The 21,662-nt window shown below is 69.8% G+C and carries 24 protein-coding genes and 1 tRNA gene; 13 read left to right on the top strand and 12 right to left on the bottom strand.

The genetic code is table 11. The features are described 5' to 3' along the window. Positions 1 to 106: 106 nt before the first annotated feature. Positions 107 to 661, bottom strand: coding sequence for a DUF3027 domain-containing protein (locus GON06_RS02260; RefSeq protein WP_157310637.1), 555 nt, complete (start codon positions 659 to 661; stop codon positions 107 to 109). Next, positions 645 to 1,025 (bottom strand): cold-shock protein, encoded by a 381-nt coding sequence (locus tag GON06_RS02255; protein ID WP_157310636.1) that lies wholly within the window; start codon positions 1,023 to 1,025, stop codon positions 645 to 647. Before GON06_RS02255 ends, GON06_RS02260 begins: the two co-directional genes overlap by 17 nt. 109 nt (positions 1,026 to 1,134) lie before the next feature. Between GON06_RS02255 and GON06_RS02250 the strand changes: the two genes are divergently transcribed. From GON06_RS02250 to GON06_RS02240, 3 genes are read left to right on the top strand one after another with little or no spacing between them, the layout of a single operon-like run. Next, positions 1,135 to 1,440: a multidrug ABC transporter ATPase gene (locus tag GON06_RS02250; RefSeq protein ID WP_157310635.1), complete on the top strand. Its 306-nt coding sequence runs from the start codon at positions 1,135 to 1,137 to the stop codon at positions 1,438 to 1,440. 12 nt (positions 1,441 to 1,452) lie between these two features. Beyond that, positions 1,453 to 3,147, top strand: coding sequence for a helicase-associated domain-containing protein (locus GON06_RS02245; RefSeq protein ID WP_157310634.1), 1,695 nt, complete (start codon positions 1,453 to 1,455; stop codon positions 3,145 to 3,147). A 25-nt stretch (positions 3,148 to 3,172) separates the two neighbouring features. Beyond that, positions 3,173 to 4,816, top strand: a complete 1,644-nt coding sequence (locus tag GON06_RS02240) for a DNA repair helicase XPB (RefSeq protein ID WP_157310633.1) — start codon at positions 3,173 to 3,175, stop codon at positions 4,814 to 4,816. Here GON06_RS02240 and GON06_RS18475 read toward each other — a convergent pair. From GON06_RS18475 to GON06_RS02225, 4 genes are read right to left on the bottom strand one after another with little or no spacing between them, the layout of a single operon-like run. Next, complete coding sequence (locus tag GON06_RS18475) at positions 4,813 to 4,950, bottom strand: hypothetical protein (RefSeq protein WP_198346574.1); 138 nt, start codon at positions 4,948 to 4,950, stop codon at positions 4,813 to 4,815. The two genes, GON06_RS02240 and GON06_RS18475, sit on opposite strands and share 4 nt — an antisense overlap. A 10-nt stretch (positions 4,951 to 4,960) precedes the next feature. Beyond that, positions 4,961 to 6,004 (bottom strand): CPBP family intramembrane glutamic endopeptidase, encoded by a 1,044-nt coding sequence (locus tag GON06_RS02235; protein WP_157310632.1) that lies wholly within the window; start codon positions 6,002 to 6,004, stop codon positions 4,961 to 4,963. Between the two features lie 7 nt (positions 6,005 to 6,011). Then, positions 6,012 to 7,202, bottom strand: a complete 1,191-nt coding sequence (locus tag GON06_RS02230; RefSeq protein WP_157310631.1) for an FAD-dependent monooxygenase — start codon at positions 7,200 to 7,202, stop codon at positions 6,012 to 6,014. A gap of 33 nt (positions 7,203 to 7,235) precedes the next feature. Then, on the bottom strand, positions 7,236 to 7,655 hold the full coding sequence (locus GON06_RS02225; RefSeq protein WP_157310630.1) for a hypothetical protein: 420 nt from the start codon (positions 7,653 to 7,655) through the stop codon (positions 7,236 to 7,238). A gap of 62 nt (positions 7,656 to 7,717) precedes the next feature. Here GON06_RS02225 and GON06_RS02220 point away from each other — a divergent pair, with 62 nt between their 5' ends. The 4 genes from GON06_RS02220 to GON06_RS02205 all read left to right on the top strand — a co-directional run bounded on the left by GON06_RS02220 (position 7,718) and on the right by GON06_RS02205 (position 11,206). Beyond that, positions 7,718 to 8,269, top strand: coding sequence for a TetR/AcrR family transcriptional regulator (locus GON06_RS02220; protein WP_157310629.1), 552 nt, complete (start codon positions 7,718 to 7,720; stop codon positions 8,267 to 8,269). Positions 8,270 to 8,346: 77 nt separating this feature from the next. Beyond that, positions 8,347 to 9,039: a response regulator transcription factor gene (locus GON06_RS02215; protein WP_157310628.1), complete on the top strand. Its 693-nt coding sequence runs from the start codon at positions 8,347 to 8,349 to the stop codon at positions 9,037 to 9,039. Between the two features lie 16 nt (positions 9,040 to 9,055). Next, positions 9,056 to 10,801, top strand: a complete 1,746-nt coding sequence (locus tag GON06_RS02210) for a sensor histidine kinase (protein ID WP_157310627.1) — start codon at positions 9,056 to 9,058, stop codon at positions 10,799 to 10,801. Positions 10,802 to 10,918: 117 nt separating this feature from the next. Next, a complete protein-coding gene (locus GON06_RS02205) occupies positions 10,919 to 11,206 on the top strand; it encodes a WXG100 family type VII secretion target (protein ID WP_157310626.1) in 288 nt (95 codons plus the stop codon). Positions 11,207 to 11,287: 81 nt separating this feature from the next. On the opposite strand, the gene groL is transcribed toward GON06_RS02205, so the two are convergent. The 3 genes from groL to GON06_RS02190 all read right to left on the bottom strand — a co-directional run bounded on the left by groL (position 11,288) and on the right by GON06_RS02190 (position 13,887). Then, positions 11,288 to 12,904, bottom strand: coding sequence for a chaperonin GroEL (groL, locus tag GON06_RS02200; RefSeq protein ID WP_157310625.1), 1,617 nt, complete (start codon positions 12,902 to 12,904; stop codon positions 11,288 to 11,290). Between the two features lie 108 nt (positions 12,905 to 13,012). Next, entirely contained in the window at positions 13,013 to 13,501 is a 489-nt protein-coding gene (locus GON06_RS02195; protein ID WP_157310624.1) for a LytR C-terminal domain-containing protein, read from the bottom strand. A gap of 128 nt (positions 13,502 to 13,629) precedes the next feature. Then, positions 13,630 to 13,887 carry a DUF3263 domain-containing protein gene (locus tag GON06_RS02190; protein ID WP_157310623.1) on the bottom strand — a complete coding sequence of 86 codons (258 nt, stop codon included), beginning with the start codon at positions 13,885 to 13,887 and terminating at the stop codon, positions 13,630 to 13,632. A 71-nt stretch (positions 13,888 to 13,958) separates the two neighbouring features. Here GON06_RS02190 and msrB point away from each other — a divergent pair, with 71 nt between their 5' ends. Beyond that, positions 13,959 to 14,363, top strand: coding sequence for a peptide-methionine (R)-S-oxide reductase MsrB (msrB, locus tag GON06_RS02185; RefSeq protein ID WP_157310622.1), 405 nt, complete (start codon positions 13,959 to 13,961; stop codon positions 14,361 to 14,363). Continuing rightward, on the top strand, positions 14,360 to 14,899 hold the full coding sequence (locus GON06_RS02180; protein ID WP_332837086.1) for a nitroreductase family protein: 540 nt from the start codon (positions 14,360 to 14,362) through the stop codon (positions 14,897 to 14,899). The genes msrB and GON06_RS02180 overlap by 4 nt, the downstream gene beginning before the upstream one ends. On the opposite strand, the gene GON06_RS19030 is transcribed toward GON06_RS02180, so the two are convergent. Next, entirely contained in the window at positions 14,896 to 15,846 is a 951-nt protein-coding gene (locus tag GON06_RS19030) for a DMT family transporter (protein WP_332837085.1), read from the bottom strand. The genes GON06_RS02180 and GON06_RS19030 overlap by 4 nt on opposite strands. Positions 15,847 to 15,894: 48 nt before the next feature. On the opposite strand from GON06_RS19030, the gene GON06_RS02170 reads away from it, so the two are divergent. Together GON06_RS02170 and GON06_RS02165 are read left to right on the top strand one after the other, a co-directional pair. Continuing rightward, positions 15,895 to 16,551: an SOS response-associated peptidase family protein gene (locus GON06_RS02170; protein ID WP_157310621.1), complete on the top strand. Its 657-nt coding sequence runs from the start codon at positions 15,895 to 15,897 to the stop codon at positions 16,549 to 16,551. Positions 16,552 to 16,638: 87 nt separating this feature from the next. Next, positions 16,639 to 17,781, top strand: coding sequence for a M14 family zinc carboxypeptidase (locus GON06_RS02165; RefSeq protein WP_157310620.1), 1,143 nt, complete (start codon positions 16,639 to 16,641; stop codon positions 17,779 to 17,781). Between the two features lie 53 nt (positions 17,782 to 17,834). On the opposite strand, the gene GON06_RS02160 is transcribed toward GON06_RS02165, so the two are convergent. Continuing rightward, positions 17,835 to 17,907: transfer RNA gene (locus GON06_RS02160), tRNA-Thr, on the bottom strand. Between the two features lie 33 nt (positions 17,908 to 17,940). Beyond that, the gene (locus GON06_RS02155; protein WP_157310619.1) at positions 17,941 to 18,897 is read right to left on the bottom strand and encodes a DsbA family protein; all 957 of its coding nucleotides are present in this window, start codon (positions 18,895 to 18,897) and stop codon (positions 17,941 to 17,943) included. Between the two features lie 237 nt (positions 18,898 to 19,134). Between GON06_RS02155 and GON06_RS02150 the strand changes: the two genes are divergently transcribed. Both GON06_RS02150 and GON06_RS02145 read left to right on the top strand, forming a co-directional pair. After that, positions 19,135 to 20,241, top strand: a complete 1,107-nt coding sequence (locus GON06_RS02150) for an ABC transporter ATP-binding protein (RefSeq protein WP_157310618.1) — start codon at positions 19,135 to 19,137, stop codon at positions 20,239 to 20,241. 96 nt (positions 20,242 to 20,337) lie between these two features. Beyond that, on the top strand, positions 20,338 to 21,660 hold the full coding sequence (locus tag GON06_RS02145; RefSeq protein ID WP_378736463.1) for a DUF4032 domain-containing protein: 1,323 nt from the start codon (positions 20,338 to 20,340) through the stop codon (positions 21,658 to 21,660). The last annotated feature ends 2 nt before the right edge of the window (positions 21,661 to 21,662 follow it).

The raw sequence follows: 21,662 nt of genomic DNA, 5'->3' as shown, positions 1-21,662 counted from the left end.
GTTCCGCAGCCGCTGACCTCTCGACGCCGCTGACCTCCGCAGACGCAGAGACCCCGCCTCATTCACGTGAATCAGGCGGGGTCTCGGCGAAACGAGCAGGTTCCGGCTATTCCTCCTCGTCGGACGAGTCCTCGTCGGACGACTCGGTCGCTTCCTCGTCGTCGGACGGCTCGTCGAGCTCATCGATGTCGACGCCGTCCAGATCACCCGCGTGCAGCAGGTCGGACACGTCGTCATCGGAGTCGAGGTCGTCATCATCCGGGTCAGCGTCGGCGTCGTCCTCGTCGAGATCCTCGTCCGCCTCATCCTCTTCGGAGCCCTCGGCGGCGGCCTGCTCGGCCAGCTCCGCCTGATGCGCACGGTACTCGGCCAGGCGCTCGGCCCACGGCACCCAGTCCGGGGCCAGCAGCGCGCCGTCACCGGGCAGCAGCTCGACCTCGAGCACGGTCGGCTCGGCGTCGTCGACCTGAGCGACGGTCACCGTCCAGTACCAGCCGGGATAGCCGGGCAGACGGTTCTCGAAACGTAGCGAGACGGCGCCGTCCTCCTCGACCGAGTGGCCCGCGGCGGGTCCGACCGTCGCGGGCGCGGTGATCTCGTGCAGCGCGGCGAGCGCCAGTTCACGGGATGCGGTGGCCAGGTCCTCAGGCGTCGAGGTCATCAGCGACCTTGCGGAGCACAGCCGCGATCTTGCGGCCCTGAGCGGAGGAGGGATACCGGCCGTGACGCAGATCGCCGCCGATGCCGTCGAGAAGCTTCACGAGGTCCTCGACGATGATCGCCATGTCGTCGGCCGGCTTGCGCTTGGCCTTCGCCAGGCTCGGCGGGGTGTCCAGGACGCGCACCGACAGCGCCTGCAGACCGCGCTTGCCGTCGGCGACCCCGAACTCCACCCGGGAGCCGGACTTCACGGCCGCCCCCGCGGGCAGGGCAGAGGCGTGCAGGAAGACGTCCTGGCCGTCATCCGTGGAGATGAAGCCGAACCCCTTCTCGTCGTCGTAGAACCTGACCTTGCCGGTGGGCATCGAACAACCTCTTCTGCTGAGAAAACCAAGACGTCGCGCGGGTGCGCGACCACTCAAGCCTACCGGGTGAGCGCGGCCGGGGCCGCGAGCAGGGACTAGTCTGAGAAGGATGAGCGCGCAGCGGAGACGGCCGAACGACGGCACCCCCACCCCTGAGGTGCCCGACCTTCCGGTCCGGACCGTCGACAAGGTCCTCGCGTACACCGCGCTCGGTCTCGCCGGTGCATCCGTGCTCTGCTTCTTCGCGATCATCATCGGCACGGCAACCGGCATGGAGCAGGAGGCGTTCGCCCAAGGGATCTGGCCGTTCGTCGCAGGTCTGCCGCTGTACGGACTGCCGATCGCGTTCGTGATGATCATCGCGCTGCTGATCATGAGCATGGTCCGCAAGGGACGCGCGGCGAAGCGGTCCTAGGACGCCTCGATCATGAGCACCCACGCGCGTCCGCTCGCCGTCAGGCTGGCTGCGGCGAGCGATGACGAGCTCACCGCGCTGTTCCTGGCTCGCGGCGTCAAGACGGACGCGCCGTGGCAGGACTTCTTCGACGCAGCGGAGGCGCTGCTCGAGCCGGCGTCGATCGAGCGCGCGCTGATCGCGCTCCCGCTGGCGGATGCCGCGGCGCTGCAGCGCGCCGCCGACGGACACCCACAACCGGTGCCGCGCCTGACCGCGCTCGCCCTGCAGGACCCGTCCGGCTCCGTCCCGGTCCCCGTCGCCGAGCAGGTCGCGGGGCGCCGGTTGCCCGACGCCGTGGATGTGCAGCCCCCGTCTCCCGCATCCGTGCAGGACTCGGCGCCGGTCGCGGAACGCGCATTCACCACCGCGTCCCGGGTCGCCGACATGCTCCTGGTGGCGCGCGAGGCGCCGCTGGGTCTGCTCGCGACGAGGGCCCTCGCGGCCGGCGAGAAGAAGCGCCTCGCGGAGGCGGGCATCGAGCAGGACGCCGACGAGCTGCGCACGATCGCGGAGGATGCCGGGCTGCTGCGCTCGAGTGCGCGTCGGGTGCAGGTCACGACGGAGTCGGATGCCTGGCTCGGACTGCCCTTCGCCTACCGCTGGTCCCGGCTGGCCGCGGCGTTCCGTCGTGCGCTCCCCGGCGGGCTCCGCGACGGCGACGGGTGGCTGCCGCCGTCCTCCTGGGCGCACGCCTACCCATGGGATCCGACCTGGCCGGACCGTGAGGCCGGGCTGCGACGCAGGGCGCACCTGCTCGGCCTCATGACGGCGGAAGGCACCGAACCGGCCTGGGCGACACCACTGCGTCACGGCGACCCCGTCGACACCGCCTCGCTCGAGCTTCTTGTGCCCGCCGAGGTCGACAAGGTCTTCCTGCAGAACGACCTGACCGCGATCGCTCCTGGTCCCCTCCAGCCGGGTCTCGAGGTGCGGCTGCGAGGCATGGCCGAGCGCGACTCCGCGCAGTCCTCGTCGTACCGGTTCACCGCGGAGTCGATCGACCGCGCCCTGATCGAAGGCGAGACCGAGGCATCCGTACTCGAGTTCCTCACCACGCTCTCGCTCACCGGCCTCCCCCAGCCGCTGTCCTACCTGGTCAGCCAGACCGCACAGCGGCACGGCCTCGTGCGGGTCTGGGCATCGGATGCCGGCACGGTCGTCACCAGCAGCGACCCGCACCTGGTCCAGGCGATCGGCATCGACCGCGGGCTGCGTCCGCTGGGACTCACCGCAGAGGACGGCATGCTCGTCTCGCGCGTCAGCGCCGAGACCGTGTACTGGGCGATGGTGGATGCCCGCTATCCCGCGACCCTCGTCGACGACACGGGCAGTGCGGTCTCGATGCGCCGCACGCCGCCCGTCGAGCAGACGCCTGTCGCCGTCCCGTCCTACGACGAGCTGATCGCGCGGCTGCGCGCGCGGCAGGGACCGGACGCGGATGCCGCCTGGCTGGACCGCGAGCTCGAAGCAGCGGTGCGCGCCAAGGCGCTGCTGATCGTCGACGTCGGGATGCCGGACGGCTCGACCCGAGAGCTCGTCCTGGAGGCCACCGGGCTCGGCGGCGGCCGCCTGCGCGGGCTGGACCGCGGCGCCGACGTGGAGCGGACGCTGCCGGTGCGCAGCATCCGCGCGGTACGCCTCGCCGACCTGCCGACGCCCGGCTGACGACCGGCAGGTAGACTGGACAGCTATGTCTGACGGCCCTCTCATCGTCCAAAGCGACCGCACCGTGCTGTTGGAGGTCGCGCACCCAGACGCCGAGGCCGCCCGGCACGAGCTCGCGATCTTCGCCGAGCTGGAGCGGGCGCCCGAGCACATCCACACCTACCGGATCACCCGGCTGGGTCTGTGGAACGCCCGCGCGGCGGGGCACTCCGCCGAGGACATGATCGAGACGCTCGACCGCTGGTCGCGCTTCCCCGTGCCGCCGTCCGTGGCGGTCGACCTGCGCGAGACCGTGAACCGGTACGGCCGCCTGGTCATCGAGCGCGACGACGAGGGCGCCCTCATCCTGCGCTCCACCGACCCCGCCGTGCTGACGCAGGTGGCGGGCAACAAGCGCATCCAGCCGCTGCTGATCGGCCATCCCTCCCCCGACACGTTCGTCGTGGACGCGTGGGCGCGCGGCCAGATCAAGCAGGAGCTGCTGAAGATCGGCTGGCCTGCGGAGGACCTCGCCGGATACACGCCGGGCACCCCGCACGAGATCGCCCTCGACGAGGACGGCTGGACCATGCGGCCGTACCAGCACGAGGCCGTCGACGCGTTCTCGAAGGACGGCTCGGGCGTGGTCGTGCTGCCCTGTGGCGCAGGCAAGACCATCGTCGGCGCGGGCGCGATGGCCGCGACCAAGACCACGACCCTCATCCTGGTGACCAACACGGTCTCGGCCAGGCAGTGGCGCGACGAGCTGCTCAAGCGCACCTCGCTCACTCCTGAGGAGATCGGCGAGTACTCCGGCCAGGCCAAGGAGGTCAAGCCGGTCACGATCGCGACGTACCAGATCCTCACCGCGAAGCGGAAGGGCCAGTACGCACACCTCGCCCTGCTGGATGCGCTGGACTGGGGGCTCATCGTCTACGACGAGGTGCACCTGCTGCCCGCGCCGGTCTTCAAGCTCACCGCCGATCTGCAGGCCCGCCGCCGCATCGGGCTGACCGCCACGCTGGTGCGCGAGGACGGCCGCGAGGGCGATGTGTTCAGCCTGATCGGCCCGAAGCGGTTCGACGCCCCCTGGAAGCAGATCGAGGCGCGGGGCTTCATCTCCCCCGCAGCCTGCTACGAGGTGCGCGTCGACCTTCCGCCGGGCGACCGGCTGGAGTACGCGGCGGCCACCGACGATGAGCGTTATCGCCTGGCGGCATCCGCTCCGGCGAAGATCCGCGCCGTGAAGGAACTCATCGCGAAGCACCCTGACGAGCAGGTGCTCGTGATCGGCCAGTACCTCGACCAGCTGGACGTGCTGGCCGATGCCCTCGGCGCCCCGCAGATCACGGGTGCGACCCCGGTGGACGAGCGCGAAGTGCTCTACCAGCAGTTCCGCACCGGCGAGATCAAGGTGCTCGTGGTCTCGAAGGTCGCGAACTTCTCGGTCGACCTGCCGGAGGCCTCGGTCGCGATCCAGGTGTCCGGGTCGTTCGGATCCCGCCAGGAGGAGGCCCAGCGCCTCGGCCGCCTGCTGCGTCCCAAGCAGACCGATCACACCGCGAGCTTCTACACGCTGGTCGCGCGCGACACGGTCGACCAGGACTACGCGCAGAACCGTCAGCGGTTCCTCGCGGAGCAGGGCTACAGCTACACGATCATGGACGCCACCGACCTGCAGGCCGCCTAGGCGCGGGGCTCCTCGCCCGGCTTGAGACCGCAGCGCCAACAGGGCGCGGCGAGGTCGTCGAGCAGGGCTCCGCACTCCGGGCACACCTGCGCGAGCCAGCAGGCGGCGTCCCCGCCGTACTCGTCCTCGCCCATGCTCCGGATGCTACCCCTGCGGCGGCACCACCGGCGCGTGCCAGCGCAGGGTACGGGTGCGCGCGATCGAGGTGCGCCGCTGCATCCACTCGAGCACCCCGACCGTGACGGCCAGCACGAGCACCGAGACGAGCAGGTCGAGCGGGCCTCCGCCGGACGAATTCGCGTCGGCGAGACCGAACGAGGCCAGCACGAAGATGCTGACGTTGTTGACGACGTGCAGGGCGATGCCGGCCTCGAGGCCGCCGGTGCGCCAGGTCAACCACCCGGCTGCGAGCGCGAACGCGGCGACGCTGAGCAGTCCCCAGACGTCGTAGAGGTGCCCGAAGACGAACAGAGGCAGGGGCAGCAGGATCGCGAACGCCGGATGCTTCAGCCAGGAGCCGATGGTCTGCATGAGGAAGCCACGGAACACGTACTCCTCGGTGGCCGACTGCAGCGGCACCAGCAGGATCACCAGCAGCAGCATCGGCCACGGCTGCGGAGCTGCGCCCGTGACGATGAGATCCTCACCCTGCAGCAGCGCGATCGTCATCGAGATGGCGGTCTGCAGCGCGAAGACCGCCGCGGCGAGGCCGAGGCAGCGCAGCATCCATCCCCAGCGCAGCCGCCCGGTCACCGACGAGAGCAGGCCGAGGCCGCGCCCGGCGATCACGCGCGAGGCGATCAGCAGCGCAGGCAGCAGCAGGATGATCGACAGCATCGCGACCACGAAGGTCGCGGGGTCGGTCATGTCCATGCCTCCGCTGCCGGCGACGCGGGAGATCACCTGCATGACTTCGGGGACGAACGCGGCCGCGAAGGCGAAGGGGACCACCAGCACGATGATCATGCCGATGTACAGCGCCAGCCCGAGAAGTGCGACCAGCAGAGGGCGCCACCAGCGCGGGCGTCTGCCACGTGCCAGGTTCAGGCGATGGTATTCGACGTTCTCCACGATCTCGGGAACCGGCAGGAACCGCGGCGCTGCGGGATCCTGCGGAGCAGGTGGAGGCGGAGGCGGGAACGGCGTCGGCGCGGCGGGCCCGGGAGCGGTGTCGTCCGAGGGAAGCATCCTTCGATCATCGCGGATCCGGCTGGACTCCGCTGACCACCGCCCCGTCGGCCATCGGCGGACGCCAGTCGACGACCGGGATCAGCTCGCGGATCGCCGTGTCGGACGAGAGGCTGCCCACCGTCCGGAGAAACGTGTCTCGCAGCGTCCTGGCGACCGGACTGCGCAGCAGCGCCAGGGCCCCCATCCGGTGGGAGCGCCGCACGACGTCGGCGGTACGGCCGCGTCGTGCGGCGGTGTAGCCGACCAGTCCGTCCGGTCCGTCCAGTGCATGGGCGAGCACGACCGCGTCTTCGATCGCCTGGCAGGCTCCCTGCCCGAGGAACGGAGCCATCGGATGCGCGGCGTCCCCGAGCAGCGCGACCCTGCCACGGTGCAGCGCGGGCAGCGGTGCGGCCAGTTCGGCGATGTCGCCGCGCAGCACGGCGTCGGGCACCGACGACTCGATCAGCTGCCGGATCGGCGCGTGCCAGTCTCCGAAGCGTCGCAGCAGCTCAGCGCGTTCGTCGTCCGCGGCTCGCTGGCCGACCGGGGCGACGGCGGCGGCGTAGAAGTAGGTGCGGTCGTCGGCCAGCGGCACCAGTCCCACCACTCCCGCGCCGCCCCACGTCTCCCCGGTCTGCACGGCCGCGGACGCGGCGACGATGAACCGCCACGCGGTCCATCCGGTCTGCCGCAGACCCGGGTGCTCGGGGAACAGCTCCGCTCGGGCAGCGGAGTGCACCCCGTCCGCGGCCACGATCAGTTCGGCGTCTTCATCGCCCTCCGAGGTCCGGACGACGGCCGCACGCTCTGCGTCACCGGCGTCGACCACGACGGCCGGCGCTCCGGAGTGCAGCGGGACGTCGGCGGCGGCGTCGCGCAGGATGGCCGCGAGACGAGCGCGCTCCAGCACCACCATCGGATCGCCGAACCGTGCCTGCACGGCCGCGGCGCTGGTCCGCGCCAGGTAGCGCCCGTCTGCGCGGCGCAGACCGCCGTCGCCCTGGATCGCTGCGAGGCCCCGCACGGTGTCGCCCACGCCGAACGCGTCCAGCGCCCGCAGCGCGTTCGGCATCATCGCCAGTCCCGAACCCGCGGGACCTGGCCAGGGACCCTTCTCGTACATGTGCACGGCCCAGCCTCGGCGACGCAGCGCGGCCGCCGCCGCGAGCCCGCCCAGCCCTGCCCCGATCACGATCGCGCGACGCTCAGACATGATGCCCTCCACCTTCTCCTGTCCGTTGCGGCGCTACCAGGCCGCAATCGTGGCGATGATGCACACGGCGAGGCACGGGAAGAAGACCAGTGCCGAGAAGAGCGCATGGAATCTGGTGCGCCCGCCGAGGCGGCCGGAGAGTGCCACGCCGATGGCCGGACCGTAGTCCCGCAGCCCGGGGTTCGACTCGCCGAGCACTGCCCTCGACCGGCGCACCATCGTCGCGTCGCCGAACCCGATGAACGCGGCGAGCACTCCGAAACCCGCCCATGCCCATACCGCTTCACCCGTGACGATGAAGACGATCCACACCGCTGCGAAGGCGACCATCGCCGAGGCGTGCGTCAGCACGAGCCCCCGGTTGCATCCCTTCGCGTGCCGCGCCCACGAGACCAGCAGCGACACCCCCACCGCGGCCTGCACGGCCCAGGCTGCGAGCACCATGTATCCCATGCGCACACTGTACTACGTTCATAGTGCCCTGGCTACTATGAACATAGTGTTATGCTCGCCGGATGGCCACGACCCGCGAACGCGCCCTCGAGGCGGCCGTCCTCCTCGTCGGAGAGGAGGGCGTGCGCGCACTCACCCATGGGCGCGTCGACGCAGCCGCCGGCCTGCCGAAGGGGTCCACATCGAACTGGTTCCGCACCCGCGACGCGCTCATCGCCGGCGTCCTGGTGTGGATCGCGGAACGCGAGCGCGCCGACCTCACCGCCGCCATGGACCCCGTGCAGACTCCCGACGAGCTCATCGATGTGCTGACCCGGGTGCTCGAGGACGTCACCGGACGGGAGGCGGCACGCACGCGGGCACGGTACGCGCTGTTCTTCGAGACGGCGAACGCGCCGGGAGCGCGACCCTCGATGCGCGATCAGCGATCGATGTTCGAGAACTGGACCCGCGACCGCCTCGCGCTGCTCGGAGCACGCGATCCCGCACTCGCCGCTCGAGCGCTTCTGGCCACGAGTGCCGGCATCATCGTGAACCGCCTCACCGTCGCGCCCGACGCGCCGATCCGCCCCGCCGTCGAGCTCGTGGTGCGCGCCTCGCTGCCACCGCGGTGACCACGACTTCACCGGGTCATCGCCGCCGATCCGGAGACAATCAGACACCGCACCGGTCGAGTCACCATAATGGGGGCATGACTGATGCGCGCATCCTGGTCGTCGACGACGAGCCGAACATCCGCGACCTGCTCTCCACGGGTCTCAGCTTCGCCGGATTCCAGGTGAAGACCGTCGCCAACGGGGCGGCCACCATCTCCGCGGTCCTCGAAGAGGAGCCGGATCTCATCATCCTCGACGTGATGCTGCCCGACATGAACGGCTTCAGCGTCACCAAGCGCCTGCGCGGTGCCGGTTTCACCGCGCCGATCCTGTTCCTCACGGCGAAGGACGACACGCAGGACAAGATCGAGGGCCTGAACGCCGGCGGCGACGACTACGTCACCAAGCCCTTCAGCCTGGACGAGATCGTGGCGCGCGCACAGGCCATCCTGCGACGCACGATGCAGGCCGACGAGGAGTCGATCATCCGCGCCGGCGAGCTGTCGATGGATCAGGACACGCACGACGTGTTCGTGGGCAAGGAGCCGATCGAGCTCAGCCCCACCGAGTTCAAGCTCCTGAAGTACCTCATGCTCAACCCCAACCGCGTGCTGTCGAAGGCGCAGATCCTCGACCACGTCTGGGAGTACGACTTCAACGGGGACGCCGGGATCGTCGAGAGCTACATCTCGTACCTGCGCCGCAAGATCGACCCGCACACCGAGGAGTCGCTGATCCAGACCAAGCGCGGCTTCGGCTACATGCTCAAGGTCGGCAAGACCGTCTGACGCCCCGGAGAACGTCATGGCGCACAGGTCCGATGCCGTCACCTCGTGGTGGCGGCGCATCAGCCTGCGCGCCAAGGTCACCGGCGTCACCGTCGCGGTGCTCGCGCTCGGTCTGCTCGTCGCCGGCATCGGCACCGTGCCGATCCTGCGCAACGCGATGATCGGCAACATCAACGCACAGCTGCCTGGACTGGTCTCGACCAGTCAGGCGGATCGGTTCTTCGTCGTCACCATCGAACAGGGACAGGCGGTGTTCACGCCGCGCGACGGCGCCGTCGCGCGGGCGGACTACTTCGCCGCCTTCTACGACACCGCGGGGCAGAAGGTCGCAGAGGCCGGCGGTCAGCCCGGCGCCGAGCGCCCGATCTTCCCGGAGACCTACACGCTGGCCGAGGCTCAGTCGAGCGCTGATCAGGTCATTCCGCTGCACGGCGAGGACGGCGGTGCGTTCAGCGCCGCCGCAGCGACCCAGGTCGCGGTCGGCGCGTCGGTGACCTATGTGCAGATCGTCGCGCTGCCGCTGGACGAGGCAGATCGGATCGTCGCGACGTACTTCGGCGTGTACACGACCGTCGCGCTGGTCACCATCCTCATCGCGGCGCTGCTCACCAGAGGGCTGGTCACGCTCACGTTCCGGCGGCTCGGGCAGGTGGAGTCCACCGCCATGTCGATCGCCGCCGGTGACCTCAGCCAGCGCCTCACCGATCTCGAGCCCACCACCGAGGTCGGCCGTCTGAACGCCGCGATCAACACGATGCTCGACCGCGTGGACGGCGCGATCGCGCAGCGCGACCGCACCGTGCAGCACATGCGGCGCTTCATCGGCGACGCCAGCCATGAGCTGCGCACGCCCCTGGTCAGCGTGCGCGGCTACGCCGAGCTGTACCGGATGGGCGCCATCCGCGGTGACGAGGACACCGCGCGTGCGATGGAGCGGATCGAGAAGGAGGCCATCCGCATGGGCGCGATGGTCGAGGACCTGCTCGCCCTCGCACGGCTGGACGAGGACGCGGGACGGTCGCTCGAGGTCGTGCCGCTCGACCTGCGCCCGATCGCCCGCGATGCGGCCCTCGACATGCGGGTGACCGCTCCCGCACGCACGGTGACGGTGGTGGACACCACGCTGGATCAGGCGGTCGAACCCGTCCTGCCGCCGATGCCGCCGACGGCACCGGCGGTGGAGGCGCAGAAGCCGTCGAAGACGAAGGATGCTGCGGCCCGCGCTCCCGGCGCACGCGGGCTGACCGGAGCGGCGCTAGCCCGGCTGCGCCGCCGCCCTCGCAGCGAGGTGGTGCCGCAGATCGACTTCCACGAGACCCTCGACATCCCCGTGCGCACGCCTCCGATCGTGCTCGGCGACGAGAACAAGGTGCGGCAGGTGGTGACCAACCTGCTCGGCAACGCGCGGCGCTTCTCGCCCGAGGACAGCCCGATCGAGATCATCGTCGGCGTCGACAGGCTGCGCGGCATCGGCACGATCGCGATCGCCGATCACGGCGAGGGTGTTCCGCAGCAGATCAGGGAGCAGATCTTCCAGCGGTTCTGGCGCGCCGACACCTCGCGCGCGCGAGAGACCGGCGGCTCCGGGCTCGGCCTCGCGATCGTCTCGTCCATCGTCGAGGCCCTGAACGGTGCGGTGCGCGTCGAGGAGACGCCGGGCGGCGGCGCGACGTTCATCGTCTCCCTGCCGCTGGCGCCGGCCAGTGCGACTCCGGAGCATCTGCTCGAGGAGACGCAACCCATCGAGCCGCTCGATCTCTGAGCGCGACCCCTCCTCCACAATCGGGTTCCCGTGGGGCTTCTCCCGGATGCCGTGGATCCGGCACCTCCGACGTCGCGCTGCGCTCTAGCGTCGGAAGCCCAACGAGAGGAGACCCTCATGTCCGTCTTCACCGTCGACACCGACGCCGTCCAGGCCGCGAACGGCGCGACCCGCGCCACGATCGAGCGGCTGCAGTCCGAGTCGGCCGCACTGATGTCGCAGCTGACACAGCTGCAGTCGTCGTGGACCGGCAGCGCGTCGGCCGCGTTCCAGCAGTGCAGCGAGCAGTGGCGCGGCGCGCAGCTGCACGTCGAGCAGGTGCTGGCATCGATCGGCACCGCGCTCGGCTCTGCCGCGGCGCAGTACGCCGACGCCGACCAGTACTCCGCGAACCTGTTCCGGTGACGAATCGCTGAGCTCGCCGAACGCGCGGAACGCAGAACGCCCCCGGCCGGAGCCGAGGGCGTTCTGTGTGAGGGGTATGGATCAGAAGTCCATGCCGCCCGACGGGTCGGCCGGCATCGCCGGAGCCTTCTCGGGCTTGTCGGCCACGACCGCCTCGGTGGTGAGGAACAGGCCGGCGATCGACGCAGCGTTCTGCAGCGCCGAACGGGTGACCTTGGCCGGGTCGATGATGCCCTGTGCGAACATGTCGCCGTACTCGCCGGTCGCAGCGTTCAGGCCCTGGCCCGCGGGGAGCTCGGAGACCTTGTGCGCGACGACGCCGGCCTCGAGGCCCGCGTTGATGGCGATCTGCTTCAGCGGAGCCTCGATGGCGACGCGGACGATGTTCGCGCCGGTGGCCTCGTCACCCTCGAGCTCGAGGGTGTCGAGCACCTTGGCCGACTGCAGCAGCGCGACACCACCACCGGGGACGATGCCCTCCTCGACAGCTGCCTTCGCGTTGCGGACGGCGTCCTCGATGCGGTGCTTGCGCTCCTTGAGCTCGACCTCGGTGGCCGCACCCGCCTTGATGACGGCCACGCCGCCGGCGAGCTTGGCGAGGCGCTCCTGCAGCTTCTCGCGGTCGTAGTCGCTGTCGGTGTTCTCGATCTCGCGGCGGATCTGTGTCACGCGACCCTCGATCTGCTCCGCGTCACCGGCACCCTCGACGATCGTGGTCTCGTCCTTGGTGACGATGACCTTGCGCGCACGGCCGAGCAGGTCGAGGGTGGTGTTCTCGAGCTTGAGACCGACCTCCTCGGTGATGACCTGGCCGCCGGTCAGGATCGCGATGTCCTGCAGCTGAGCCTTGCGACGGTCGCCGAAGCCCGGGGCCTTGACGGCGACGGACTTGAAGATTCCGCGGATCTTGTTCAGCACCAGGGTCGCGAGAGCTTCGCCCTCGACGTCCTCGGCGATGATGACGAGCTCCTTGCCGTCCTGGATCACCTTGTCGACGACGGGCAGAAGGTCCTTGATGTTGCCGATCTTCTGGTTCGCGATGAGGATGTACGGGTCCTCGAAGACGGCCTCCTGGCGCTCCGGGTCCGTGACGAAGTAGGGGTTCAGGTAGCCCTTGTCGAAGCGCATGCCCTCGGTGAGCTCGAGCTCGGTGCCGAAGGTCTGCGACTCCTCGACGGTGACGACGCCCTCCTTGCCCACCTTGTCGATGGCCTCGGCGATCAGCGCGCCGATCTCGGGGTCAGCAGCGGAGATCGAGGCGGTGGCGGCGATCTGGTCCTTCGACTCGACCTCCTTGGCGGTGGCGAGCAGGTCGGCGGTGATCGCCGCGACGGCCTTCTCGATGCCCTTCTTCAGGCTGATCGGGTCTGCGCCGGCTGCGACGTTGCGCAGGCCCTCGCGGACCAGCGCCTGAGCGAGGACCGTGGCGGTGGTGGTGCCGTCGCCGGCGACGTCGTCGGTCTTCTTGGCGACCTCCTTGACGAGCTCCGCACCGATCTTCTCGTACGGGTCGTCGAGCTCGATCTCCTTGGCGATCGAGACGCCGTCGTTCGTGATCGTGGGGGCGCCCCACTTCTTCTCGAGCACGACGTTGCGGCCGCGCGGGCCGAGGGTCACCTTGACGGCGTCGGCCAGGGTGTTCAGGCCGCGCTCGAGACCGCGACGGGCCTCCTCATCGAAAGCGATGATCTTTGCCATGAGTAGTGTCGTCCCTCCTGGACGTAGACGTTGGGGTTAGCACTCACAACGATCGAGTGCTAACGCCATTCTGGCACTCGACCATGGAGAGTGCAAGCCGCGACGGCACTACTCGGCGGGGGTCTCCGACGTCGACGTGCTGCGGTCCGTTCCGATCACCACGGCGAGTTGCTTGCCGCCGGATTCGTTGTAGTCCTTGTACACGTCGCTCTGCTGCACATCCGCGCCGCCGATCGCGTCGGCCAGACCGATCGCCGCGGCCTCGTCGGCCGGATCGACGTAATACACCGTCGTGGTCGGGAAGTCGGTGCTGGCGGCGTCGCTGCTGGTGATCTGGTCCCCGCTCCAGCCGGCCTTGATCAGCTGGTCGCGCATCGCGTCCTCCAGACTGCCATCAGGGGTGGCGTTGAGGATCAGCACCGCGTAGGACGTGTCCACCACGCCGGTCTCCTCGGGCGCGACGGTCGAGGCAGCCGTGGGCGGCGCGTCGCCACCGAACGAGATGCGCCCCATCGCCAGCAGGGATCCGAAGATGCCGAGGACCACCAGCACGAGCACGGCGGCAGCGGACCACAGCAGCACGACCCATCCGTTCATGCCCGGAACTTCGGCGCGATGCGCTCCGACCCGCCCGGTCGCGTGGGGGACGTCGTCGAATCGATCTTGGCTCGGCTTGGACACCCCTCGATGCTAGGGCATGTCCTCTGTGAATCCCCGTCGCCGCGTCAGCCGACGAAACCGCGCATCCGCGCGACGCGACGGTCGCTGCGGGCGTCGCGGATGCGGCGCAGCCGCCGCACCAGCAGCGGGTCGAACTCCAGCGCCTGCTCGGTCTCGATGAGACGCCCGAGCAGCTGGTAGTAGCGGGCGGGACTCATGCCCAGCTGCGCCCGGATCCTCTCCTCCTTCGCACCGCCGTGCCGCGGCCAGGCGGCCTCGAGGGCGAGGATCGCACGGTCACGATCGGTGAGGTCTCCGAGCATGGCCCCAGGCTACGCGGCATCCGTCGAAGTATCGTCGCGCCACTCCCACCGCGGAGAGGGAGAATGGTTCCATGGGTTACGACGTGGAGAAGACGGACGCGGAATGGCGCGACGAGCTCGGTGACGCCGAGTATGCGGTGCTGCGTGAGGCGGCGACCGAGCGCCCCTGGACCGGCGAGCTGCTCGACGAGAAGCGCGACGGGCTGTATCGGTGCGGCGCCTGCGGCGCCGAGCTGTTCCGGAGCGGCACGAAGTTCGACAGCGGCTGCGGCTGGCCGAGCTTCTACGAGTCGGTCCGCCCGGAGGCCGTGACACTCATCGAGGACCGCACCCTGGGCATGGTGCGCACCGAGGTTCGCTGCGCGACCTGCGGCTCGCATCTGGGTCATGTCTTCCCCGACGGCTTCGGCACGCCGACCGGCGATCGCTACTGCATGAACTCGCTGGCGCTGTCGTTCAGCCCCACCGAGTCGTGAGCGCTCTCGACGCCGTCCGTTCCCGGCAGTCCTGGTCGAAGGTCACCGACGTGGCGCCGACGCACGAGCAGCTGCTGCCGCTCGTCGCGGCGGCGGGCCGGGTGGCCGACCACTCCTCGCTGCGCCCGTGGCGGCTGGTCGAGCTGCGTGGCGAGGACCGTGAACGCCTGGGCGCCGCGATCGCGAAGGCCCAGGGCGACGGCAAGCCGTCCTCGAAGCCGCTGCGCGCGCCGCTGCTGATCGCCGTCGTGGTCAGCCCGCGCAAGAGCGAGAAGGTGCCGTACTGGGAGCAGGAGGCCGTGGCATCCGGTGTCGCGCACACCCTCAGCCTGCTGCTCGACGAGGCGGGCTGGGGCGTCATCTGGCGCACTGGCCACTACACACGCTCGAAGGCCGTCGCAAAGGCGCACGGTCTGAAGAAGAAGGAGCAGCTGCTGGGCTGGCTCTACGTCGGCGGCAAGCCCACAGGCAAGGGCGGCGGACGCCGCAAGGCGATCGACGCCGAGAGCGTGCTCAGCCGGATGCCGAGAGCCTAGCTGCTCACGGCACGGCGCCGCCGGCGCGGCAGCGCGACGACGACCGACGCGACAGCGACGACGACCATCGTGACGAGCTGCCAGGGCGCGGGCCCCGCCGGCAGGGGCCAGATGAGGTCGATCACGATCGATGTGGTCAGCTGGCCCAGGACCGATCCGAGACCCAGCAGCAGCACTCCGGTGTGAGCGACGAGGAACGCCCCGAGCAGGATGTAGGCGAATCCGAGCAGTCCACCGAGATAGAGCCACGGCTCCGAGGGCAGCTGCGCCGGCGGGCCGGTGACCGCGATGCTCACGCAGGAGGCGATCACCAGCACGATCGTCCCCGCGATGAAGCTCGTCATCGTCGCGGTGAGCGGCGAGGCCACCCGCTGGGCCAGACGTCCGTTCGCCGCGGTCTGCCAGGCGATGCCTGCGCCGGCGAGGAAGGGAAGCACAAGGAGCCAGAGCGGTGCGGACGCCAGCACTCCCCCGCCGAGCGAGACACCGACCGCCACGAGTGCCAGCGCCCCGCCGGCCACGCGTCCAGGGGTGATCGCGACGACACCGGCCGGCCCGACGCCGAGACGATCGAGCACCAGGCCGTGCACGGTCTGACCTGCGACGACGCCGACGGTGAAGAGCGACACCCCGAGCACGCCGGCGACCAGGCCCTGAGTCGAGACGGTGAGCGCGCCGCAGGCGCCGCCGAGGAGCATCCAGAACGGGATGCGACGGGTGCGGACCCCGGAGATCAGCCGTCGCACCCCGGCGCGCGCCGACGGCATGGCGGCCACGACCACCACCAGCAGGATCAGTCCGGCGACGAACGAGACGAGCCCGGCGACGATCCCGTCGCCCAATCGCACGCCCAGCACGCCGTTGATGCGCGCCTGCACGGCCGTCATGACGCCGATCGCGACTGCGCCGCCGAGGGCGACGGTGGCGGGAAGACGGCGTTCGGTCACCGACCGACCCTATCGTTCCGTGTCGGTGGCCTGGTCTACGCTGGCCGCATGTGCGCCAGTTACGGTCTCGATCCGCGGTTCACCGATGCCGAGCAGCTCGCCGCGGCGGATGCCGCGATGCTGGAGGGCCTGCGGCACTGGGCCGAGCAGAACGCCGGCGAGACGCTGCGTCCCACCGGGCGGAACCTGCGCAACCTGAACCCGGTCGTGATGCAGGGCGACGACACCGCCGTGCTCGAGCAGGCCTGGTGGGGATTCCTCGTGAACGGCGCCCCGGCACGGTTCCCCTCGATCAACACCCGCTCGGAGCGACTGCAGGAGAAGCCGGGCGCACTGCGCGGCCGGGCGATCGTGCCGAGCACCGGATGGTTCGAGATGCAGAAGCCTCAGCGCGTGTGGCACGAGTTCGGGCTGGGCCGCGGCGTCCTGTTCGGCATGGCGGCGGTCACGCAGCGCGGCAAGGACCCGGACGGGGAATGGCGCACCTGCTACTCGATCGTCATGCGCCCGGCGCCCCCGCAGGTCGCCCATATCCACGACCGCGTGCCGCTGCTGCTGCCGGCGGCCTTCCAGGGTGACTGGCTCACGGCCGACGGTTCACGCGAACTCATCGACGAGGCGCTGATCGCTGCAGCGTCCCTCGACGAGCGCATCGATGCCGCCGAGCGCGCCGATGACAAGGGCGCCGACGGCATGCTGTTCTGAGCAGTTCTCCCACGTTCCTTGCTCCGCGCTCGTCGACGCTGACACACTGGCGCTGTCCGCCGTCAACGAAGACAAAGGAACGAAGAGATGACTGAACAGTCCCCCCGATTCACGCTCACGCGCCGGCATCTGCTCGCTGCGCTGCCGCTCGCCGCCGTGCCGGTCCTGGTGGGGCAGTCCGCCTTCGGCGCAGGCTCCTTCCCCGATCCAGGACCGAACGTGCCGCGGAGTGCACTGCTCACGTACGCGGATGTGGTGTCGGAGCTGGCGAAGATCCAGCGGAACTCGCAGGGCGCCGTCACCGTCCACACGCTCGCCGGACTCGGCATCGAACCCGGTCGCTCCGAGGCCGGAAGAGACCTCTACGTCGCGACGGTGGGAACCGGCCCCACGAAGGTGTGGCTGCAGGGCCGCATCCACGGGAACGAGCCGTACGGACCGGACGTGCTGCTCGCGATCCTGCAGGCGGCCGGGTCCAGCGGGTCCGCGCTGTGGAAGACCGTGCGTGAACAGTTCACCCTGCACGTGATCCCGATGTACAACCCGGACGGCTCGGAGCTGTACATCCGGCACACCGTCCTGCAGGACGGCACCGAGCGGCGCATCGATCTGAACCGCGACTGGTCGCCGACCGGCTTCGCGGCGAAGGAGTCCCTCGCCTGGTACACCTACTGGACCCGGGTCCAGCCGCACGTCGGCCTCGACATCCACCACCAGGGTCTGAAGTACGACGCATCCGACGAGCCGATCACGATGTCGCTGGGCATCTCCCTCGCGCCGAGCGGTCCGACCCTGCCAGGCATCCGCGGCGGTGAGTACGACATCAAGACCCGGCAGCTGCAGGGGCACATCTACACCGAGCTGAAGAAGTACGGCTACGTCAACATCGATCGCTACAGCGTCGGCGGCCCGAGCGAGATCGACATCAAGGGCGGCGTCACGTCGGCCGCCATGCTGGGGCTGGACTACAACGGCCTGAACCCGTCCGGTCACAGCCACCCGATGGTCTTCTTCGAGACCTACGGCGGCTCGATCGGGCAGAAGAGCAGAGGCAAGGCCATCAAGCAGAACGTGCTCGGCGTGGAGGCGCTGCTCGCCGGCCTCGCCGGGGGCGAGATCTGGGACACCGACCCCATGATCTGGCACGGCATCCCGCACGAGGCGTACATCGGCTACTTCACGGACACCGGCCTGGTGCCGGGCTGGCCCGCGCAGGACCCCGTCGTCTGAGCGGCCCGCACAGCAGAAGAGCTCCCCCTGCCGGGGGAGCTCTTCTCGTGCTGAGCCTCCTGCCGGACTCGAACCGGCCACCTGCGGTTTACAAGGCCGCTGCTCTACCAGATGAGCTAAGGAGGCGAACGGTCACCAGCTTAGTGGCGACCGCCGTCCTCACTTCGCCGGCGTCGTGGCGGTGGGCGTCGGAGTCGGGGTCGGCTCGCCGTAGTACGCGTCGCTGGCGACCGTCATCACGAACTGCGAGAACTCGGCCGGGTCATCCATCGCACCGACGTAGGCCTCGCCGTTGACCACGATCATGGGCGCGGCGTTCAGCTTGAGCTTCTTCGAGCCGGGCAGCGGACCCTCGAGCGCGCGCGTCGTGGCGTCCTTCGCCCAGGTCAGGTAGTCGCCGCCCTCGATGCAGGAGCGCACCTGCTCCGCGTTGTCGATCCCCACAGCACCGGCGAGATCGGCCAGCTCGACGTCGGTGCGACCGTCGCTGTCGACCTTCGGCTGGTCGATCAGCAGCTCGTGGTTGTACGCGTAGAAGAAGTCCGGTGCGTAGCTGGCGACACACGCGGATGCCGCCGCGGCGCGCAGCGAGTACTTGGTGCCGTTCGAGCTGGCGGTCAGCAGCGAAACAGGGTGGTAGGTGACGTTGACCGCACCCTCGGTGATCCATCCGGTCAGCTGTCGGGCGTTCGCACGCTCGAACTCACCGGCATCCGGCGAGAGGTAGTCGACGTAGATGTGCACGTCGACAGCACCCTCGATCGGGGTCGGCTCGGGCGTCGGCGTGGCCGAGGCCGTGGTGCCCGCCTCGCTCGGATCCGGGGCCGGCGTGCCGTCCGGCGCAGACTGCGGTGCGCTCACGGCGACCTCGCGCACGGTCACACCGTCGCCGTCCATGCCCGCCGGGCTCAGCGTGGGCTTCGACACCGAGGAGCTGACCGCCCAGGTCACTGCCGTGCCCACCGCACCGACGGCGACGATCGCGACGAGACCGATGATGATCCGTCGCATCGCGCGCGCCCGACGCTGACGGGAATGCACCTGCTGTGCCTTCTCCCGCACCGCCTCGCGTGATGAGGTCGTGGTGGGGACGTTCGGCGTTTCGTCGCTCGACATCGTTCCTCTTGAAAGTCCGGTTGGGGACGGGTCTCCCCCCTGTGGCCGCCCGAAGCGGCCGGCGGCCGCATCAAGCGGCACCGGGTTCGATGTTATCCAGACCTCCTGGGAAGTTACCCAGATGGCCCGGCCTCATGCCATACTGATCGTGGCCCGACGGCGGGCCACGGCGGGTCATTCCGCCGCTTCCATCACAACGGATCGTCCGGCACGTACCTGCCGGTGAAGGAGAAATCAATGGCAACCGTGACCTTTGACGACGCCACTCGCCTCTACCCCGGAGGCACGCGCCCCGCGGTCGACAAGCTGAACATCGAGATCGCCGATGGCGAGTTCCTCGTTCTCGTCGGCCCCTCCGGCTGCGGAAAGTCCACGTCGCTGCGCATGCTCGCCGGCCTCGAAGAGGTCAACGCCGGCCGCATCCTGATCGGCGACCGCGACGTCACCGACGTGCCGCCGAAGGACCGCGACATCGCGATGGTGTTCCAGAACTACGCGCTGTACCCGCACATGACCGTCGCCGAGAACATGGGCTTCGCCCTGAAGATCGCCGGCGTCGGCAAGGAGGAGCGCGCAGCCCGCGTCCTCGAGGCCGCCAAGCTCCTCGACCTCGAGGAGTACCTGACCCGCAAGCCGAAGGCCCTCTCGGGTGGTCAGCGTCAGCGCGTCGCCATGGGCCGCGCGATCGTCCGCCAGCCGCAGGTGTTCCTCATGGACGAGCCGCTGTCGAACCTCGACGCCAAGCTCCGCGTGCAGACCCGTACCCAGATCGCCTCGCTGCAGCGCCGCCTCGGCGTCACCACGGTCTACGTCACCCACGACCAGACCGAGGCCCTCACCATGGGCGACCGCATCGCGGTGCTCAAGGACGGCATCCTGCAGCAGGTCGGCACCCCGCGCGACCTGTACGAGAAGCCGAACAACGTGTTCGTCGCAGGCTTCATCGGCTCGCCGGCCATGAACCTGTTCGCTGCCGACCTCGCCGACGGCGGGGTGCAGTTCGGCACCGAGGTCGTGCCGCTGGACCGCGACGTGACCGGCCGCGCCACCGGCAGCCAGGTGACCGTCGGCGTCCGTCCCGAGGACATCACCGTCGGCCCGGCCGACGGCAAGGGCATCGCCGTCACCGTCGACCTGGTCGAGGAGCTCGGTGCGGACGGCTACCTCTACGGTCACACCGAGATCAACGGCAAGCGCAGCGACATCGTCGCACGCGTCGACGGCCGCAACCACCCGAACGCGGGCGAGAAGGTCACTCTTGCCGCCAACCCGGGGCACGTGCACGCCTTCGACATCGAGTCGGGCGAGCGGCTGAACGACAAGCCGATCGTCTCGGCTTCCTGAGACACCTCACGCAGCGCGGCGCGGGCCGACCTTCTGGGTCGCCCGCGCCGCGTCGTCTTTCCCTCCGAGTCCCGCATCAGCATCCGAGGAGCGCGCATGGCCGACACCGGGCGCCTGTCCAGCACTCTGCGCATCACCGCCAGCTCCGTCGACCCCGGCCTGCTCGCGCTGCCGTGGTCGACTCCGCTGGGCAAGTGGCCGAGCGAGCACATCGTCTCGCTGCCGAAGGGCCTGTCGCGGCACCTTGTGCGTTTCGCCGATCTCTCCGGCCGGGTGGTCGCGGTCAAGGAGACCACGGCCGAGATGGCCCAGCGCGAGTACGACATGCTCGGCAGCCTGGCCCGCCTCGATGTGCCCTGTGTGAGCCGGGTGGCCGTGATCGCCGGCCGACAGGATGCCGACGGCAAGCCGCTTCCCGCGGCGCTGGTGACCTCGCACCTGAAGTTCTCGATGCCGTACCGTGCGCTGTTCACACGCGTGCTGCGACCTGACACCGCCACGCGCCTGGTCGACGCGCTCGCGCTGCTGCTGGTGCGGCTGCACAACGTCGGGTTCTACTGGGGCGACGTGTCCCTGTCGAACACCCTGTTCCGGCGGGATGCCGGGGCGTTCGCCGCGTACCTGGTCGATGCCGAGACCGGCGAGCTGCACGAGGAGGGCCTGACCGACGGCCAGCGCTCCTACGACCTGGACATCGCCCGCACGAACATCGCCGGCGAGATCCTCGACCTCGCAGCCGGCGGCCGGCTCGAGAACGGCGTCGATGCCGTGGCGATCGCCGACGGGATCGTCTCGTCGTACCGCGCGCTGTGGGCCGCGCTGACCGCCGAGGAGTCGTTCTCGGCGAACGAGACCTGGCGCATCACCGAGCGCGTCGAGCAGCTGAACGCCCTCGGGTTCGACATCGACGAGATGTCCATGAAGACCACCGCGGACGGCGCCGTCGTGCACATCCAGCCGAAGGTCGTGGATGCCGGTCACCACCAGCGCAGGCTGATCCGTCTGACCGGTCTCGACGTCGAGGAGAACCAGGCCCGTCGGCTGCTGAACGACCTCGACGAGTTCCGTGCCCGCTCCACCAAGCAGTGGGCGGATGAGGAGATGTACGCGCATGAGTGGCTCACCCGCGTGTTCGAGCCGGTCGTCCGCGCGATCCCCTACGACCTGCGCGCGAAGCTCGAGCCCGCCGAGGTGTTCCACCAGGTGCTCGAGCACCGATGGTACCTGTCCCAGGCTCAGGGGCGCTCGGTGCCGATCGCCGAGGTGCTGACGAGCTACATCAACGACGTGCTCCGGCACCGGCGCGACGAGGCGACGATCATGGGACCGCCCACCGAGACGATGAGCCTGCCCGTGGTCACCGGTGCCGTGGACGTGTCCGACGACACCGGTGAGGTGGACTGGCGGGACCTGGTCTGATC

This window comes from Microbacterium sp. MAH-37, from assembly GCF_009758255.1.
In the GTDB taxonomy this organism is placed as follows: Bacteria; Actinomycetota; Actinomycetes; order Actinomycetales; family Microbacteriaceae; genus Microbacterium.
The sequence above is the reverse complement of the archived record's forward strand: the minus strand, read 5'-3'. Positions and strand labels throughout refer to the sequence as shown.